Source organism: Muricauda sp. SCSIO 65647, from assembly GCF_021534965.1.
GTDB lineage: Bacteria > Bacteroidota > Bacteroidia > Flavobacteriales > Flavobacteriaceae > Flagellimonas_A.
Genome location: NZ_CP091037.1, coordinates 2,278,540 through 2,294,764 on the forward strand (window position 1 = coordinate 2,278,540; position 16,225 = coordinate 2,294,764).

The following is a 16,225-nucleotide window of genomic DNA, read 5'->3' on the forward strand; positions in this document are numbered from 1 at the left end:
TTTACCAATCGGCCAATGAGGCATTAAAAATATCTTGGGTGATTCGCTCGAAAAGCACTTCGTGAGCCTCACTTTTTACCGATTCCAACAATTGGGAGGCATCAAAATCATAGAAAAACGAAAATCGTCTATCGAAATCGGAATCTTCTTTGGTCTTGTTGTAGAACCGTACCTGAACGGTCATGGTCAGTCGGTTTTGTGCGGCGGTCTGGTTGGCTGTGGCCGTCATCGGCGCAACTCGATATTCGACGATTTCACCTTCATATAACAGGTCGCCGTTGCTGTTGGTCAGTGTCAAACTGGTCAAATTGGCGATCAAATCTTGCAAGGCGATGGTGAAATCACGATCTAATTGGGGCTCAAAGGTCGAGCCTGGGTTTTGATCGGCAAGGTTTTGAAAAAAATTGACTTGAAAACTTTCTGCGGTTCCCGTACTGGCACCTGAAAAATTGTAAGCTCCACATCCGTTCAAAGCCAAGCCTATGAACAGTATTGCGATTATCGTTATTCTTCTTTTCATTTTCTTTTATTTCCTAACACCTAACACCTAACACCTAACACCTAACACCTAACACCTAACACCTAACACCTAACACCTATAAATCATACTGCTTTATTTTTCGGTATAGTGTGCGTTCTGAAATGCCCAATTCGGCCGCTGCGGCTTTTCGCTTACCATTGTTGCGTTCGAGCGATTTTTTGATAAGTTCGATTTCCTTTTCTTGTAAAGATAGTGTTTCTTCCTCTTCGATTTCTTCGGCAAATGAATAGCGATCTTCTTGCTGGGCAGGTGCTGTCGTAGGTATTGAACTGGTATTTTGCTCTACCGGTTCTGGGAGGTGCAACACTTCGGCGGCATGGCTGTCATCACTTGAAACATCAGCCTGTTTTCCACCATAGATTTTACGGATCAGTCCTTCGTTTTCTTCCTGTACCTTTTGGCCATCATCGTTCTTGAGCAGTTCAAGGGTCAATTTTTTAAGGTCGTTCAGGTCGCTTTTCATATCAAAGAGCACTTTGTACAGAATTTCGCGCTCGTTGCTGAAGTCGCCTTCCCTTTTCCCAGACTTTACTACAGCAGGTAGGTTGGAAGCATTCGCATTTGGCAGGTAAGTGCTCAATGTTGCGGCAGAAACGATGCGTTTTTCTTCCAATACCGAGATCTGCTCGGCAATGTTCCGCAGTTGGCGAATGTTGCCCGGCCAGCGATAATTGAGCAAAAGTTGTATGGCATCATTTTCTAGCCTAATGGTGGGCATTTTATATTTCTGACCAAAATCGGAAGCAAATTTCCTGAACAATAAATGAATGTCTTCGCGACGGTCACGGAGTGGGGGCAGATTGATTTCAATAGTGCTCAAACGGTAATACAGGTCTTCCCTGAACTTTCCTCTTTTGATGGCTTCAAACATATCGATGTTGGTAGCTGCCACGATACGCACATTGGTTTTTTGTACCTGTGAAGACCCCACTTTTAAAAACTCGCCATTTTCCAAGACCCGCAAAAGCCGTACCTGTGTGGTCAATGGAAGTTCACCGACCTCATCCAAAAAAATGGTGCCGCCATCGGCAACTTCAAAATAGCCTCTTCTGGTCTGGGTGGCCCCTGTAAAGGCACCTTTTTCGTGGCCGAAGAGTTCACTGTCGATAGTGCCCTCGGGTATCGCCCCGCAATTCACTGCGATGTATTTGGCGTGCTTACGGTGTGATAGTGAGTGTATGATTTTAGGTATAGCCTCTTTACCGACCCCACTCTCGCCGGTCACCAAGACAGAAATATCGGTCGGGGCGACTTGAATGGCTTTTTCTAAAGCACGGTTCAGTTTCACATCGTTGCCGATGAGCTCGAACCGTTGTTTTATGACTTGTACGTTTTCCAAATTCTTTGTTCAAAATAGCAACTCAAAGAAGCCTCGCGACCTGGAAATCCAAATTTCCCAAATTCGTTCGAAATGACGGTTACTCAATAATCAAGATTTAGACCTGACCGCCGTCTGGCAAGTTGCTCAGACTTGCCTCTATATCTCAATGTCATTTCCTTACAAATGCCTCGTGAGCTTACCCTAAGGTGGTTAACTAATTATTTTCACTTAATTCAACAGCCTCCCCGATCAATGTGGCCGAGGTGCAATTGTTGATTTTCACATTTACGAAATCACCTACCTTATAGTTTTCTTTCGGAAAGACCAATACGGTGTTCTGTGAATTTCGCCCCATCCAATGGGCATCTGATTTTTTAGATGTTCCTTCAATCAATACTTCTTCGATTTTCCCGATATGTTGTTGGGTGCGGTAGAGACCATGCTTTTGTTGCAGGTCGATAATTTCTCGTAAGCGTCTTTTTTTGATTTCGGTGGGGATGTCGTCTTCCATCTTTCTTGCGGCCATGGTACCCGGACGCTCAGAGTAGGCGAACATAAATCCAAAGTCGTATTTTACATACTCCATCAATGATAACGTGTCTTGATGGTCTTCTTCGGTTTCTGTAGGGAAACCGGCGATCATATCTTGGCTTATTGCACAATCGGGAATGATGCTGCGAATATTATCAATAAGTTCAAAATATTCTTCACGGGTATGCAGACGGTTCATCGCCTTTAAAATGCGGTTACTGCCGCTTTGTACGGGTAAATGAATGTAGTTGCAGATATTCTCGTATTTGGCCATGGTCTCAATGACATCCAATGTCATGTCTTGCGGATTCGAGGTCGAAAACCGAATTCGCATTTTGGGTTGGGCGAGTGCGACCAGTTGCAAAAGTTTGGCAAAATTCACCGATGTTGCCTTTTGCATCTCAGTGGCTTTGGCAAAATCTTTTTTTAGGCCACCCCCATACCATAGATAACTATCCACGTTTTGACCGAGAAGTGTTATTTCTTTAAAGCCCTTTTTCCAAAGGTCGTTTACTTCTTCTATGATAGATTGTGGGTCACGACTTCGCTCACGACCACGGGTAAAGGGCACTACACAGAACGTACACATATTGTCACAGCCGCGTGTAATCGATACAAAGGCCGTAACCCCGTTCGAGTTCAACCGTACCGGTGCAACATCACCATAGGTCTCTTCTTTTGATAAGATGACGTTCACCGCATTGCGGCCCTCATCAACTTCCTGTACTAGATTGGGCAAGTCTTTATAGGCATCGGGCCCAACGACCATGTCAACGATCTTTTCCTCCTCTAGAAACTTGCTCTTCAATCGTTCGGCCATGCATCCAAGTACCCCGACCTTCATATTCGGATTTACCTTTTTTACGGCATTGAACTTCTCTAATCGTTTGCGGACGGTCTGCTCGGCTTTCTCGCGAATCGAACAGGTGTTTACGAGCACCAAATCGGCCTCGGCCAATTCTTGAGTGGTATTGAACCCTTCTCTGGCAAGAATGGAGGCCACGATCTCACTGTCTGAGAAATTCATTTGGCAGCCGTAACTCTCGATATAGAGCTTACGATTGTTCCGCTTATTTTCTTCCAATGTCAAGGTGGTGCCTTGAACACTTTCATCCATTGTTTTCTCGTTTCCTTTGTGGAAATCCATCATCATAGGGTATGAGCTTGCAAAGATAGGGTATCTTATATAACTATGACAATTTGGCAGGAAAATAGGCGGTTAAAAAAATGTCAAAAGAACCACAGGCTTTAAAGAAAATTATCAACGGTTCGATAGGCCTCAATGACCGCTTTTTCTCCTTTTTCATTGGGCTGGGAGTTGCCATGCTCCATGCCCAATATGCCTTTGAACCCTTTTTGGTGGATGTGCTTAAAGATATTTTTGTAATTGATCTCACCTGTGGTAGGCTCGTTGCGTCCTGGATTGTCACCTATCTGAAAATAGGCAATCTCATCCCAACAGGCTTCGATATTGGGTATTAGGTTTCCTTCTTGGATCTGTTGGTGATAAATATCGAACAAGATCTTGCAAGCGGGCGAATCTACGGCCTTGCAAATTTCATAGGTCTGTGGACTTTCGGTCAAAAACAATCCGGGGTGATCCCTAAAATTCAACGGTTCCAAGACCATGACCAAACCATGCGGCTCCAAAATATCGGATGCCCTTTTTAGACTTTCGACCACATGCGCGGTTTGGTAGCTTATATTCAGTCTTGGGTCTGTGTGCCCCGGCACTACGGTCATCCATGTGGCATTGACCCTTTTGGCCACTTCCACTGATTCTTCGATTTCGGCAAGAAATTTTTTCCTGGGGGCAATATCGCCATTGGCTAGATTAGGCTTTTTCCAAGAGATACTATGGGCTACAAAAACTCCCATGGCCATACCTCGATTGCTCATAGTGCTGGCCATTTTTTCTTGTAGAGCCTTGTCCCTACCTTTCATGCCGTTGTCTTCAAAGGCCTTGAAGCCATGGTCGGCCATGAAGTTGAGCTGGTCAATGGGATCTTCGCCGGCCATATTCTTGAACATTCCTAAATGGGGCGCATAGTTAAGGTTGAAGGGCTGTGCAGAGGTATGGGATTTCCCTTTTTGGGCCATGAGCTGGGGTACCAACCCCAGACCTGCCGTGGTCAAGGCCGATTTAAGCATGAATTTTCTTCGCTTCATTTTTGTTGGTTTAGGTATAAGAGGTTACACCGGGTTTCGGAATTGGGTATTGCCCATTTGCATCAGGTTGAGTGGGCGGGGCTGAATTCCAATCCAAATTGTCCTCAACCAATTTCATTGTTGAGTTTAGGGCTTGTTCCCAAGTGATGATATCACCCGAATAGGTGGCCATTCGCCCCATAATGGCAGATAGGGTCGCCTTGGCACCGTTCTCGGCATCGGCCAATACCTCTCCTTTATTTCTGATGGCCGCAAATAGACGGTCGTGCTCCACTTGATAGGGGTTTGGGTCTTTTTTGTCGCCGATATTGGTAGTATGGTTGAACAGTTCATTGCCGTCAAGATCGGTTATGGAGCCTTGACTGGTGACCAATCTTCCCGTGGTGCCCTGAAAGGCCTCGTCAACCCTGTTCATACAGCCTTTTTGGTGCCGGCATTGACTGGAAATCACTGCACCTGACGGGTAGGTGAATTCTACAAAATGATGGTCAAAGATTTCGCCATGGTCTTTGCCAGTGCGCATTTCACGGCCTCCCATGCCTTGTGCGGTCACCGGATATTCACCTAAGAACCAATTGGCCACGTCGATATTGTGTATGTGCTGCTCTAAAATATGATCGCCACAGAGCCAGTTGAAGTAGTACCAATTTCGCATTTGGTATTCCATTTCGGTCTGTTCTGGGGTTCTGGGGCGTACCCATACCCCCTGGCTATTCCAGTACACTTGCCCTGAAACAATGTTGCCCAGGGTTCCTTTTTGTACTTCATCGTACAGTTTCAAGTATTTGTTTTCATAATGGCGTTGAAGGCCGACCACCACATTGAGCTGTTTTTCCTTGGCAATTTTGGCCGAGGCCAAAACGCTTCTGACACCCACTGGATCTGTTGCCACCGGTTTTTCCATGAACACATGTTTGTCATTGGCAATGGCGTATTCAAAATGTTGGGGCCTGAAACCGGGAGGTGTCGCCAAAATGACCACATCGGCTTCGTCAATGGCTTTTTTGTAGGCATCGAAACCCGTAAAACGGCTTTCTTCTTTCACTTTGACCGTGCGTTGACCATCGAAATGTTCTTGAATGGCGGCGAGACTGTTTTCCAACCTATCTTGAAAAGCATCGGCCATGGCCACCAGCTCAACATCTGGGTCAGCGGTCAGGGCTTGAACGGCGGCTCCCGTACCTCGGCCCCCACAGCCAACCACGGCCAGTTTTAATTTTTCTGTACTATTCAGGTGCCCCGTACCGTACATGGGCAGCGAAGAGGTCAATAAGGCGCCACTGGCAAGCCCAGTGGTTTTGACAAAAGATCTTCGGTCAATTGATTTTACGTTTTGTTTTTCGGTCTTTTTCTTCATTGTGGTTTATTTTGGGTGTTTTGCTTTCCAGTATTTCTTTTGTTCTTCAGCGCTGGGCGTGTGGTAAGGGCGTACAATACGAAATCCCACAAAAGATGCATCGGTGTGCCACCATTTGCTTTTGGGTATCTGGGGGTCGCGTATTTTCCAATCGGGTGATGAAGGCGTTCTTGAGGCACTTCTTAGGTTATCGATAGGGTCTTTCCATGATCCGCCACGTACTACCCTTGGATATGTCTTTGTAGGTCGGGCCCATGGATTTTTTATCTTTTGCCCGTTGTAGTCAAGGTATTGGTCAAGCGTCCATTCGGCAACATTACCGTGCATATCGTACAATCCCCACTGATTTGGGTTTTTCGACCCCACTTCGTGATACTTTCCATTGCTATTGCCAGCATGCCAAGCGTAGTCACCAATATTTGATGTCTCCCCATCAAACGAATAAGCGGTTTGGGTACCTGCCCTGGCAGCGTACTCCCATTCCGCTTCCGTTGGAAGCCTATAAAAGTTTCCGGTCAGGGCAGACAGCCATTCACAGAATTTCAGGGCGGCGTATTGGGTCATACAAATTGCTGGGTAACCCTCGGTTCCCATGCCGAAACTGATGTCGACATAAGGAATCGTGGCCCCGGCAATGGCATCAATATTCAATGAGACTTCATGGCCCATGGGCTTGTCACTAGATTTCTTGTCTATCTCACGGGCCATAAAAAGTTTGTAAAGATCCCAAGTGGTCTCATGCGAGGCCATCCAGAATGGGTCAATCTCAACTTTTCTTACAGGGCCTTCATCATCACGCCTTCCTTTTTCTGTGTTGGGGCTACCCATTAAAAAAATGCCGCTGGGTATAGGCACCATGTTAATGGTCAATTCACTGGCGGGAATAGATTCACTGTACGCTTCAAAAGGCCTATTTTGTGCAAAGGAGAACAGTGGTGAATAACTAAAGACTGCCAGCAAAAGCATGAATTTCATCATAGAAAACTGATTTTTCGAATTCTAAAGATATTGTTTTGTGTTTGATCTTATTGCAGGTTGGTTCCATTCTATGGGCATTGTTGCAAGACCATTACATGATTTTACGCAAACTTAACGCAACTTTGATATGGGAGAACCATCTTAAGTTCACAATTACTATCCAATAAAAAACAAAGCTGTTATGAAAAGAAATGTGTTTTTAACCTTATTCGTTGCCGCGATCGCGTTACTATCGTGTGAAGATGACGAGAATGGGCCTTTTGAAGATTATCTCGTGGCCCGCCCCCTGACGATTTCAAAAACCGAGTTTAGAGAAAGCAGTGTAACGGTGGTTGACCCGCTTCCCATAGATGAATCGGGTAAAATGTACGCGTACAAAGACTACATCTTTGTGAACGATAAATACAAAGGGGTACATGTAATCGACAATAGCAGTCCTGAAAACCCACAAAAAGTTTCATTCATCAAGATTGCCGGCAATGTCGATATTTCAATAAAGGATGATTATCTATATGCCGATAGCCTTACCGATTTAGTGGTTCTTGACATTTCAGATGTGAACAATGTGACAATTGTCGATTGGTTGGAAGGTGTTTTGGGCGATGGTGGATTCTGGCTTGCGGCAGAATTCCAAAACATTGAGTGGCCACAGGCCGACATATATGACTATGATGGAATCGATTTTAATGAAGATGTCATCGTCGGTTGGCAGGTCAAGACCGAAAGAAGACCCGTTCAAGATGTGCGAACCGATATTTTCTTTGATGAGGCTCTTGCCAATGATGCGGGGGGCGATAATGTTACTGGCCAAGGTGGTTCTTTGGCGCGGTTCAAAATTGTGGACGAATATTTATATGTGGTCGACAGCCATAATTTGAATGTCTTCAACATTGCCGATCTAGAAAGCCCAGAAGTATTGGACGATGTTTTTGTAGGCTTTGACATCGAGACCATCTTCAACCGGGGCGAGCATCTATTTTTGGGCAGTATGCAAGGTATGTACATCTATGACATCACATCACCTGACAAACCAGAGTTTATTTCTGAGTTTCAACATGGCACGGCCTGCGATCCCGTAGTGGTCGATGGTGACTATGCCTATGTCACCCTAAGGGGGGGCAACTTTTGCGGAGCGACCGAGAGCGGACTTTATATTGTCGATATCTCTACGATTGAAAAGCCTGAGCTTGAGGTCATTTATCCGATGGACGAACCATATGGCCTGGGCATCAAAGATGACAAGCTCTTCATCTGTGATGGTTCTTCAGGCTTGAAGGTATACGACAAATCGCAGGCACCCAATATTGAGCAGTTGAACCATTTTGAAGATATCGTGACCTTTGATGTGATTCCACTTGAAGAACAATTGCTCATGGTAGGTGATGGCATACTCTATCAATATGAGTACCTCAACGACGACATAAGATTGATAAGTACTTTTAGCCTAAATTAATGGCAAGGCATTTTTTGTTGTTGGGTACTTTGATGTGTGTTTTTGTTTCCTGTTCTGACGATGATCCGGAAAATCCATGTGGCTTGGAGCCCGAGGTAGGAGATTGTGATGCAGCGATCCCCAAATACTATTTTGATAAGGAAGAACAAGAATGCAAAGAGTTCATTTGGGGAGGATGTGGAGGCGTGGTACCTTTTGATTCGATGGAAGAATGTTTGGATTGTTTAAGTGATGAATGAATTGTTTGAAACCATTTCAGACAATAACCTTCTACAATGCCCCGTTTTTATGGGGCATTTTTAATACCACCATAGTGCTGAAAAACAGCGAATAAAAAAATTCACATACTTTTGTGATCGCAAAACCTATTTCATGCCAAAGAATCTAGTAATCGTTGAGTCTCCCGCCAAAGCGAAGACCATTGAACGTTTTTTAGGGAATGATTTTCAAGTTGAATCAAGCTTCGGCCATATTGCCGATTTGCCCCCGAATGAATTGGGCGTAGATGTCGAGAACGGTTTCAAACCCAAATACATCGTTGACAAAGAGAAGAAGGCACTGGTCAAAAAATTAAAGGATTTGGCAAAAAAAGCCGACACTATTTGGTTGGCCAGTGATGAAGATCGTGAAGGTGAGGCGATATCATGGCACTTGGCAGAGACCTTAGGGCTTGATAAAGACAAGACCAAAAGAATTGTTTTCAACTCGATTACCAAATCAGCGATTCAAAAAGCGATCGAAAATCCACGAGATATCAATTATGACTTGGTAAACGCCCAACAGGCCCGAAGGGTGCTTGACCGTTTGGTTGGGTATGAGCTGTCGCCCGTTCTATGGAAAAAGATAAAACCTGGTCTCTCGGCAGGTCGTGTGCAATCGGTCGCAGTACGTTTAATTGTCGAGCGCGAGCGTGAGATAGAAAAGTTCGGTGCAGAGGCTTCCTTTAAGATTCGTGCCGAATTCAGAACTGAAGGGGGTAATGTCTTTCAGGCAAAAATGGGTAAGACCTTTGCTTCCAAAGAAGAAGCAGAAAGATTTCTGAAACAGAATATAGGGGCCAATTTTTCAGTTTCAAATCTTGACAAAAAGCCGGCCAAAAAATCACCGGCAGCTCCCTTTACCACTTCAACCCTACAACAAGAGGCCTCAAGAAAACTATATTTTTCAGTGGCCCGAACAATGCAAGTGGCACAGCGTCTATATGAAGCAGGTCTTATTACCTATATGCGTACCGACAGTGTCAACTTATCGAATGAGGCTTTACAAGCGGCCAAACAGGCCATTGTTGAAAGCTATGGTGAAAAATATAGCCAGACAAGAAATTATAAGGGCAAATCGAAAGGGGCCCAAGAAGCCCACGAGGCCATTCGACCTACCGATATGAAGCTACAGAGCCCTTCTTTAGAGCGTGATCAGGCAAAGCTGTATGAATTGATCTGGAAACGTACCCTTGCATCACAGATGAGTGATGCCGAGCTCGAACGAACCCTGGTCAAGATTGCCGCCAATACGCACAGTGAAGATTTTACCGCCAATGGTGAGGTGGTCAAGTTCGATGGTTTTTTGAAAGTCTATCTTGAGGGTATCGATGAAGAAGATATGTCAGAAGAGCAAGAGGGCATGCTTCCGGCAATGAAAATAGCCGATTCTTTATACCTGAACCATATAACCGCCACAGAACGGTTTACGAGACCGCCATACCGCTACACCGAGGCATCTTTGGTCAAAAGGCTTGAAGAGCTGGGTATTGGGCGACCATCTACTTATGCGCCAACAATTTCCACCATTCAGAATCGAGGCTATGTAGAGAAGGGAACGGTCGAAGGCGTCGAACGCCCATATGTGCAATTGACTTTGAAGGCCGAAAAAATCGATGAAAAGCAATTATCGGAAATGGTCGGATCAGACAAGGGCAAATTGGTGCCCACCGATATCGGTATCATCGTGAATGATTTTTTGGTCAATCATTTTTCCAATATTCTTGACTATAATTTCACGGCCAAGGTTGAGGAAGATTTTGATGAGATCGCTACTGGCGAGGAAGATTGGAAACAGATGATGAAGCAGTTCTACAAAGATTTCCATCCCAACGTGGAAGAAGTTGAAGAGAATGCTGAACGTGCCAGCGGCGAACGTGTCTTGGGCACAGATCCAACGACAGGTAGGCAAGTGGCCGCGCGTTTAGGGCGTTTTGGCCCCATGGTACAGATCGGTACCGCCGAAGAAGAAGAAAAGCCATTGTTCGCAAGTTTGCTGCCCGAACAATCAATCAATACCATCACCTTTGAAGAGGCGATGGACCTTTTTAAACTGCCCAGAAAATTGGGAGAATACAAAGGCGAAGGGCTAGAGGCCAATGTGGGTCGTTATGGACCCTATGTAAGGTTTGGAAAAAAGTTTATCTCTTTGGATAAAGGCGAAAGTGTCTTTGATGTAGACCTTGAACGTGCCATTGAATTGATTAAGGAAAAAGAAGCTGCAGATGCCCCGATAGCCAGTTATCAAGGCAAAGAAGTGACCAAAGGGAAAGGTCGTTTTGGGCCATATATCAAGTGGGATGGCATGTTCATCAATGTCAACAAGAAGTATGATTTTGACAATCTTTCTGAACAAGATATTGTTGAGTTGATCGAAGACAAAAAAAGAAAAGAGGCAGAAAAGCTGGTGCAAGAATGGCCAAATGAGGGTATTCGTATTGAAAAGGCACGTTGGGGCAGACACAATATCTTTAAAGGCAGAATCAGGGTAGAACTGTCGAAAGATGTCGATCCCTCAAAAATTTCCCTTGAAGAGGCAAAAGAGCTGTTGGATAAGAAAACACCGAAAAAATCAAGAACAAAAACTAAGGCTAAGAAATAAAATGGCATTCGATTTTTTGGTCCCTGTCAAGGATAAAGTCTTGGCATTTTCCGAATTTTTACCTCCCCAGGCGTTGGGGAAAAACATCCATAAACATACCAAACAAGATGGGCTTCCCGTCTTTGCCAATGCAAAGGTGGCGATCGTGGGGGTACTTGAATCCCGCAATGCCTTTGAGAAGAAGCCAGAGAAGATGGATATAGATTCCATTAGAATACAATTGTACCGTCTGATGATGGGCAATTGGAACGCTACCATACTTGATCTGGGCGATATTGAAGAAGGTGAAACCGTCGAAGACACTTATTTCGTGGTCAAAGAGGTAGTGGCCGGCCTGTTGGAAGAAAACATCATGCCCATTATAATCGGTGCTACCCAAGATATCACTTTTGCCACGTATAGGGCGTTCGATAAGATTGTCAATATGATCAATATGGTCTCTATTGACAGTCGTTTTGATTTTGGGGAAGACGATGAACTGATTTCCTCGCATTCGTATATGAGCAATATCATCACAGACAAGCCCAATAACCTATATAATTTTTCCAATATCGGTTACCAGAGCTATTTCAATGCCCAAGAAGAAATCGACCTTATGGAGCGGCTGTTCTTCGATGCTTACCGCTTGGGTGATATAACATCAGATATTTCTTTGGCAGAGCCGGTTTTACGAAATGCCCATTTGGTCAGCCTTGATGTAAGGGCGATCAGGGCCAGTGAGATGGGGCTGTCTGCAAATTTTTCTCCCAACGGCTTTACGGGCAGGGAAATATGTGCTTTGGCCAGATATGCGGGCATCAGTGACAAAGTCTCTGTTTTTGGCATTTATGAAGTTGAAAATTCTTCACTTTCCTTTCAGTTGGTCGCCCAGATCATTTGGTATTTTATAGAGGGCCTCAGCTTTAGAACCATAGAGAGGCCAAGTTCGAAAAATGAAGACTTCACCAAGTTTACCGTCCCTACCGATACAGATGAGCTCATCTTTTATAAAAGCCATATAAGCGAAAGATGGTGGGTAGAGGTGCCATCGATACTTCCCGAGCATACTAAAACAAATTCCGTTGCGTTATTACCTTGCACCGAGCAGGACTATCTGGATGCTTGCAACCAACAAATACCTGAAAGGTGGCTGAAGGCCTATAAAAAAAGCCTCGGCTAGAAAAAAAGTTTTTAACAAGTATATAAGCCATTCACAATAAATTATTCAAAATCAAGTTATGTGAATAGTGAAATTGTGTAGTACAGTTTGTGATTCAAATCGAAATAATTTAACCTAAAGTATGAGAAAGCTATTGTTACCGTCTTTGGCCCTTGTTTTTTTACTTGCCAGTTGTGGGTCGAAATCAAGATCAAAGGGTGAACTAGTGGGTGTAAAGGGGAAGAAATGGCACCCTGAGAAACCCTACGGAATGGAGTTGATTCCGAGGGGCGCATTTGTTATGGGTAAAGCTGATGAAGATCAGGCCAAAGTATTGAACGCACCCACACGTACCGTTACGGTTCGTTCGTTCTATATGGACGACACCGAGATTACCAATAGTGAATACCGACAGTTCGTCGAGTGGGTGAAAGATTCCACTACAAGAACCAAATTGGCCATATTGGCTGATGAACTGGGCTTGGGCCCAGAAGATGAAGGTATTGGTGAATATGCTTTTAAAGATACCGATACCACCGATCTTTCGGTTTATGAAAAATATAGACTTGACAATTATGCCGGTCTTGGTGAGACCGGTTATGAAGGCAGGGCGTTGGACACTGACATAAATTTGGTTTGGGACACCTCTGATTACCCAGACGAGTACTATGCCGAAATTATGGATTCATTGTACCTGCCCGAAGAAGAATCGTATAACGGTCAACGAACCTTTGACGTGACCAAATTAAAGTACCAGTATACCTGGATGGACATTGAAGCCGCCGCTCGTGCGCGAGCTGGCAAGCGAAGTGATTTTATCAAAAAGGAAGAATTGGAGATATATCCCGACACCACTGTCTGGATTCGTGACTTTGAGTATTCGTACAACGAACCCATGCACAATGATTACTTTTGGCACGATGCCTACAGTGATTATCCTGTAGTAGGGGTCAACTGGAAACAGGCCAAGGCATTCTGCCACTGGCGAACCAAGTTCAAGAATGATGACCAAAAAAGTCGCGGCAAACAGTTTGTGAACCAATTTAGGTTGCCCACGGAGGCCGAATGGGAATATGCTGCCAGAGGAGGTATCGAAGGGGGTACATACCCTTGGGGCGGTCCGTACGTTATCAGTGACACAGGCTGCTTCATGGCCAACTTCAAGCCACAGCGGGGAGATTATGCAGCAGATGCCGCATTATATACCGTTGAGGCCAAATCATACGAGCCGAATGATTACAATCTTTATAATATGGCCGGTAATGTGTCTGAATGGACAAATTCAAGCTATGACCCTGGGGCCTATCAATATGTATCGACCATGAACCCAAATGCGGGTACCGGTCAAAATGAAAGAAAAGTTATTCGAGGCGGCTCATGGAAAGATGTTGCTTACTTCTTGCAAGTGAGCACGCGTGACTATGAGTACCAAGATTCAGCGAGAAGCTATATTGGTTTTAGAACCGTTCAAGATTATATGGGTGAGGAAGATTCGACGAATGGCAACGGTCTATAAAATAAGGAGAGAACACTATAAGTGAAACCTTGTAACCAAATACTTATTTATATAAACTTAATTTAAATTTAGAATTATGGCACAGTCAAAATCAACAAAAAAACTGTTCAACATGGCCTATGGCCTTGGAGCTTCGGTGGTGATCATCGGAGCATTGTTCAAGATCCTGCACTGGGAGTTTGGACCACTTACAGGTGGACTTCTTCTTGCTGTCGGACTTATTACCGAAGCGCTTATTTTCGCTATCAGTGCATTTGAGCCCGTAGATGATGAGTACGATTGGTCTTTGGTGTACCCTGAGTTGACAAATGGTCAATCAAAAGGGAAAAACGACGCCAAACAAGCCAAAGAAGCTGAAGGCATTCTTTCAAGAAAATTGGATGAGATGCTCAAAGAGGCCAATATCGATTCTCAATTGTTCACAAGCTTGGGTGAAAGCATCAAGAACTTTGAAGGCGCTGCCAAGAACATCGCCCCAACTACCGATGCGATCCAACATACCAAAAAGTACTCTGAAGAACTGTCACATGCCGCTGCACAAATGGAGTCTTTGAACAGTCTTTATAAGGTACAGTTGGAAAGTGCAAGCCGACAGGCCTCAATCAACGAAGAAGTCGTACAGAATGCCGGTGCATTGAAAGAACAGATGGAGTCTTTGGCCTCTAACCTTTCTTCATTGAACGGAGTATATGGCGGTATGCTATCAGCCATGAGCAAAAACTAATTAGAGCTACTAATTGAAACCAAACCCAAATCAGATTAATTAATAATTCTAATTAGAAAACATGGCATCAGGAAAATTATCACCACGTCAGAAGATGATCAACTTAATGTATTTGATCTTCATCGCGATGTTGGCTTTGAATATGAGCAAAGAAGTTCTGGCCGCGTTCGGTTTGATGAACGAAAAGCTGGAAGCTTCCAATGACAAAATGACGGCCAATAACTCTGATTTCTTCTCAGGATTGGAGACTAAGGCTTCAGAAGATAACCTGAAGTACGGCCCTCTTTTTGAAAAAGCAAGAGATATCAAACAACTTTCCCAAGACTACTATGATTATTTAGAGGGTCTTAAAACGGAAATGTTGAAAGACCAAGAAGACCCCAACAACTATGTTGTGATGGATAAATCTGATTTTCTAGATCAGAAATTTTTCCAAGGGGATAATTTGTCTCCAGAAGGCAAAAAATTCTTGTCAAACCTCGAAAATTACCGTGAAAAAATCTTGGGCATTGTTCCTGAAAATATGGGAGATGTAAAAAGCACTGTAAAAACAAGGTTTGAGACCGGTGACGAAAAAGGTAAGGTTACCCGTATTAGAGATGGTGTTAAGGTTGACTGGATGAACTATAACTATGAAGGCTATCCTTTGGTGGCCTCATTGACCAAGATTACCCAGTTGCAAGCCGATGTCAAGGCCACCGAACAAGAAATCTTGAAAGGTTTGTTGGAAGGCAATTTGACCGCAGCCGTTTCTTTGAAGAATTTCTCAACCTTGTTAGATCAAGAAAAATCAGTATTCTATGCCGGTGAGCCATTTAAAGGCAGCTTGGTGTTGGGTAAGACCGACAAAACTTCCAAGCCGGTAAAAGCTGACTTGACCTTAGATGGCAGAAAGTTGACAGAAGGCAAAGACTACGCCTTAGAAGCAGGTGGGGTCAAACTTTTGATCAGTGCAGGTGCTGCGGGCGACCATGAATTGAAAGGTCAGTTGACGTATATGCAAGATGGCAACGAGGTGCCAGTTGATGTGAGTAATACCTTCTCTACAATCAACAAGCCCAATGCCGCTGTGATTGCCGCAGACAAAATGAACGTGGTCTATAGAGGGGTTTCTAACCCAATGACCATTTCGATTCCCGGTATCCCTGATAACAAGGTTACAGCTTCAGCTCCTGGTTTGAGCAGAAGAAGCGGTAGCAAGTATGTCATGAATCCCGGTACTGGTAGAGAAGTGACCATTAGTGCCTCAGGTGTATTGCCCGATGGTACAAGGATCAGCACTCCCGCTACCTTCCGTATCAAAGATATTCCGAGACCTGGAGGTACCGTACGTGGCGAGCCAGGTAGTATCAAAATGCCTAGAAGAAACCTCGAGATATCGACCATTGGCGCTATGCTTGAAGATTTTGATTTTGACTTGAACCTTGCCGTAAGTGGCTTCAAGTTCAAAGTGCCCGGTCAGCCTACCGTTGAGGTACAAGGCAATAAATTGGATTCTCGTGCCAAATCGGCCCTGAAAAGAGCCAGAAGGGGTGATGCCGTACAGGTATTCGATATCAAAGCATATATCACCAACAACAGAACCTATAAGTTGAAGAAGGTTTCACCAGTGGTGGTTGAGCTTACAAACTAATAAAG

13 protein-coding genes are annotated in these 16,225 nt (G+C 44.4%); 7 read left to right on the forward strand and 6 right to left on the reverse strand.

Features of this window, described 5'->3' with window-relative positions; translation table 11 throughout:
* Position 1 precedes the first annotated feature (1 nt).
* The 6 genes from L0P89_RS10125 to L0P89_RS10150 form a co-directional block, all read right to left on the reverse strand.
* The gene (locus tag L0P89_RS10125) at positions 2 to 520 is read right to left on the reverse strand and encodes an LptE family protein (protein WP_235264986.1); all 519 of its coding nucleotides are present in this window, start codon (positions 518 to 520) and stop codon (positions 2 to 4) included.
* 76 nt (positions 521 to 596) lie between these two features.
* Positions 597 to 1,880 carry a sigma-54 interaction domain-containing protein gene (locus tag L0P89_RS10130; protein WP_235264987.1) on the reverse strand — a complete coding sequence of 428 codons (1,284 nt, stop codon included), beginning with the start codon at positions 1,878 to 1,880 and terminating at the stop codon, positions 597 to 599.
* Positions 1,881 to 2,076: 196 nt separating this feature from the next.
* A complete protein-coding gene (miaB, locus tag L0P89_RS10135) occupies positions 2,077 to 3,546 on the reverse strand; it encodes a tRNA (N6-isopentenyl adenosine(37)-C2)-methylthiotransferase MiaB (protein ID WP_235264988.1) in 1,470 nt (489 codons plus the stop codon).
* Between the two features lie 95 nt (positions 3,547 to 3,641).
* On the reverse strand, positions 3,642 to 4,562 hold the full coding sequence (locus L0P89_RS10140) for a hydroxypyruvate isomerase family protein (RefSeq protein ID WP_235264989.1): 921 nt from the start codon (positions 4,560 to 4,562) through the stop codon (positions 3,642 to 3,644).
* A 10-nt stretch (positions 4,563 to 4,572) separates the two neighbouring features.
* On the reverse strand, positions 4,573 to 5,919 hold the full coding sequence (locus L0P89_RS10145; RefSeq protein ID WP_235264990.1) for a Gfo/Idh/MocA family protein: 1,347 nt from the start codon (positions 5,917 to 5,919) through the stop codon (positions 4,573 to 4,575).
* A gap of 6 nt (positions 5,920 to 5,925) precedes the next feature.
* Positions 5,926 to 6,897 carry a formylglycine-generating enzyme family protein gene (locus L0P89_RS10150; protein ID WP_235264991.1) on the reverse strand — a complete coding sequence of 324 codons (972 nt, stop codon included), beginning with the start codon at positions 6,895 to 6,897 and terminating at the stop codon, positions 5,926 to 5,928.
* Between the two features lie 181 nt (positions 6,898 to 7,078).
* Here L0P89_RS10150 and L0P89_RS10155 point away from each other — a divergent pair, with 181 nt between their 5' ends.
* The 7 genes from L0P89_RS10155 (at position 7,079) to gldM (ending at position 16,220) form a co-directional block, all read left to right on the forward strand.
* The gene (locus L0P89_RS10155) at positions 7,079 to 8,350 is read left to right on the forward strand and encodes an LVIVD repeat-containing protein (protein ID WP_235264992.1); all 1,272 of its coding nucleotides are present in this window, start codon (positions 7,079 to 7,081) and stop codon (positions 8,348 to 8,350) included.
* On the forward strand, positions 8,350 to 8,589 hold the full coding sequence (locus L0P89_RS10160; protein WP_235264993.1) for a BPTI/Kunitz domain-containing protein: 240 nt from the start codon (positions 8,350 to 8,352) through the stop codon (positions 8,587 to 8,589). Before L0P89_RS10155 ends, L0P89_RS10160 begins: the two co-directional genes overlap by 1 nt.
* A gap of 133 nt (positions 8,590 to 8,722) precedes the next feature.
* On the forward strand, positions 8,723 to 11,209 hold the full coding sequence (topA, locus tag L0P89_RS10165; protein ID WP_235264994.1) for a type I DNA topoisomerase: 2,487 nt from the start codon (positions 8,723 to 8,725) through the stop codon (positions 11,207 to 11,209).
* 1 nt (position 11,210) lies between these two features.
* Positions 11,211 to 12,368: a formimidoylglutamase gene (locus tag L0P89_RS10170; RefSeq protein ID WP_235264995.1), complete on the forward strand. Its 1,158-nt coding sequence runs from the start codon at positions 11,211 to 11,213 to the stop codon at positions 12,366 to 12,368.
* A gap of 121 nt (positions 12,369 to 12,489) precedes the next feature.
* Positions 12,490 to 13,863, forward strand: coding sequence for a gliding motility lipoprotein GldK (gene gldK / locus L0P89_RS10175; RefSeq protein WP_235264996.1), 1,374 nt, complete (start codon positions 12,490 to 12,492; stop codon positions 13,861 to 13,863).
* A gap of 76 nt (positions 13,864 to 13,939) precedes the next feature.
* Entirely contained in the window at positions 13,940 to 14,587 is a 648-nt protein-coding gene (gldL, locus tag L0P89_RS10180; RefSeq protein ID WP_235264997.1) for a gliding motility protein GldL, read from the forward strand.
* 61 nt (positions 14,588 to 14,648) lie between these two features.
* Positions 14,649 to 16,220 carry a gliding motility protein GldM gene (gldM, locus tag L0P89_RS10185; RefSeq protein ID WP_235264998.1) on the forward strand — a complete coding sequence of 524 codons (1,572 nt, stop codon included), beginning with the start codon at positions 14,649 to 14,651 and terminating at the stop codon, positions 16,218 to 16,220.
* Positions 16,221 to 16,225: the final 5 nt, after the last annotated feature.

What these genes read in the sequence shown, in the direction of transcription:
- L0P89_RS10125 (WP_235264986.1), bottom strand. Translation starts at nt 520, where the DNA reads ATGAAAAGAAGAATAACGATAATCGCAATACTGTTCATAGGCTTGGCT.
- miaB (WP_235264988.1), bottom strand. Translation starts at nt 3,546, where the DNA reads ATGATGATGGATTTCCACAAAGGAAACGAGAAAACAATGGATGAAAGT.
- L0P89_RS10140 (WP_235264989.1), bottom strand. Translation starts at nt 4,562, where the DNA reads ATGAAGCGAAGAAAATTCATGCTTAAATCGGCCTTGACCACGGCAGGT.
- L0P89_RS10145 (WP_235264990.1), bottom strand. Translation starts at nt 5,919, where the DNA reads ATGAAGAAAAAGACCGAAAAACAAAACGTAAAATCAATTGACCGAAGA.
- L0P89_RS10150 (WP_235264991.1), bottom strand. Translation starts at nt 6,897, where the DNA reads ATGATGAAATTCATGCTTTTGCTGGCAGTCTTTAGTTATTCACCACTG.
- L0P89_RS10155 (WP_235264992.1), top strand. Translation starts at nt 7,079, where the DNA reads ATGAAAAGAAATGTGTTTTTAACCTTATTCGTTGCCGCGATCGCGTTA.
- L0P89_RS10160 (WP_235264993.1), top strand. Translation starts at nt 8,350, where the DNA reads ATGGCAAGGCATTTTTTGTTGTTGGGTACTTTGATGTGTGTTTTTGTT.
- topA (WP_235264994.1), top strand. Translation starts at nt 8,723, where the DNA reads ATGCCAAAGAATCTAGTAATCGTTGAGTCTCCCGCCAAAGCGAAGACC.
- L0P89_RS10170 (WP_235264995.1), top strand. Translation starts at nt 11,211, where the DNA reads ATGGCATTCGATTTTTTGGTCCCTGTCAAGGATAAAGTCTTGGCATTT.
- gldK (WP_235264996.1), top strand. Translation starts at nt 12,490, where the DNA reads ATGAGAAAGCTATTGTTACCGTCTTTGGCCCTTGTTTTTTTACTTGCC.
- gldL (WP_235264997.1), top strand. Translation starts at nt 13,940, where the DNA reads ATGGCACAGTCAAAATCAACAAAAAAACTGTTCAACATGGCCTATGGC.
- gldM (WP_235264998.1), top strand. Translation starts at nt 14,649, where the DNA reads ATGGCATCAGGAAAATTATCACCACGTCAGAAGATGATCAACTTAATG.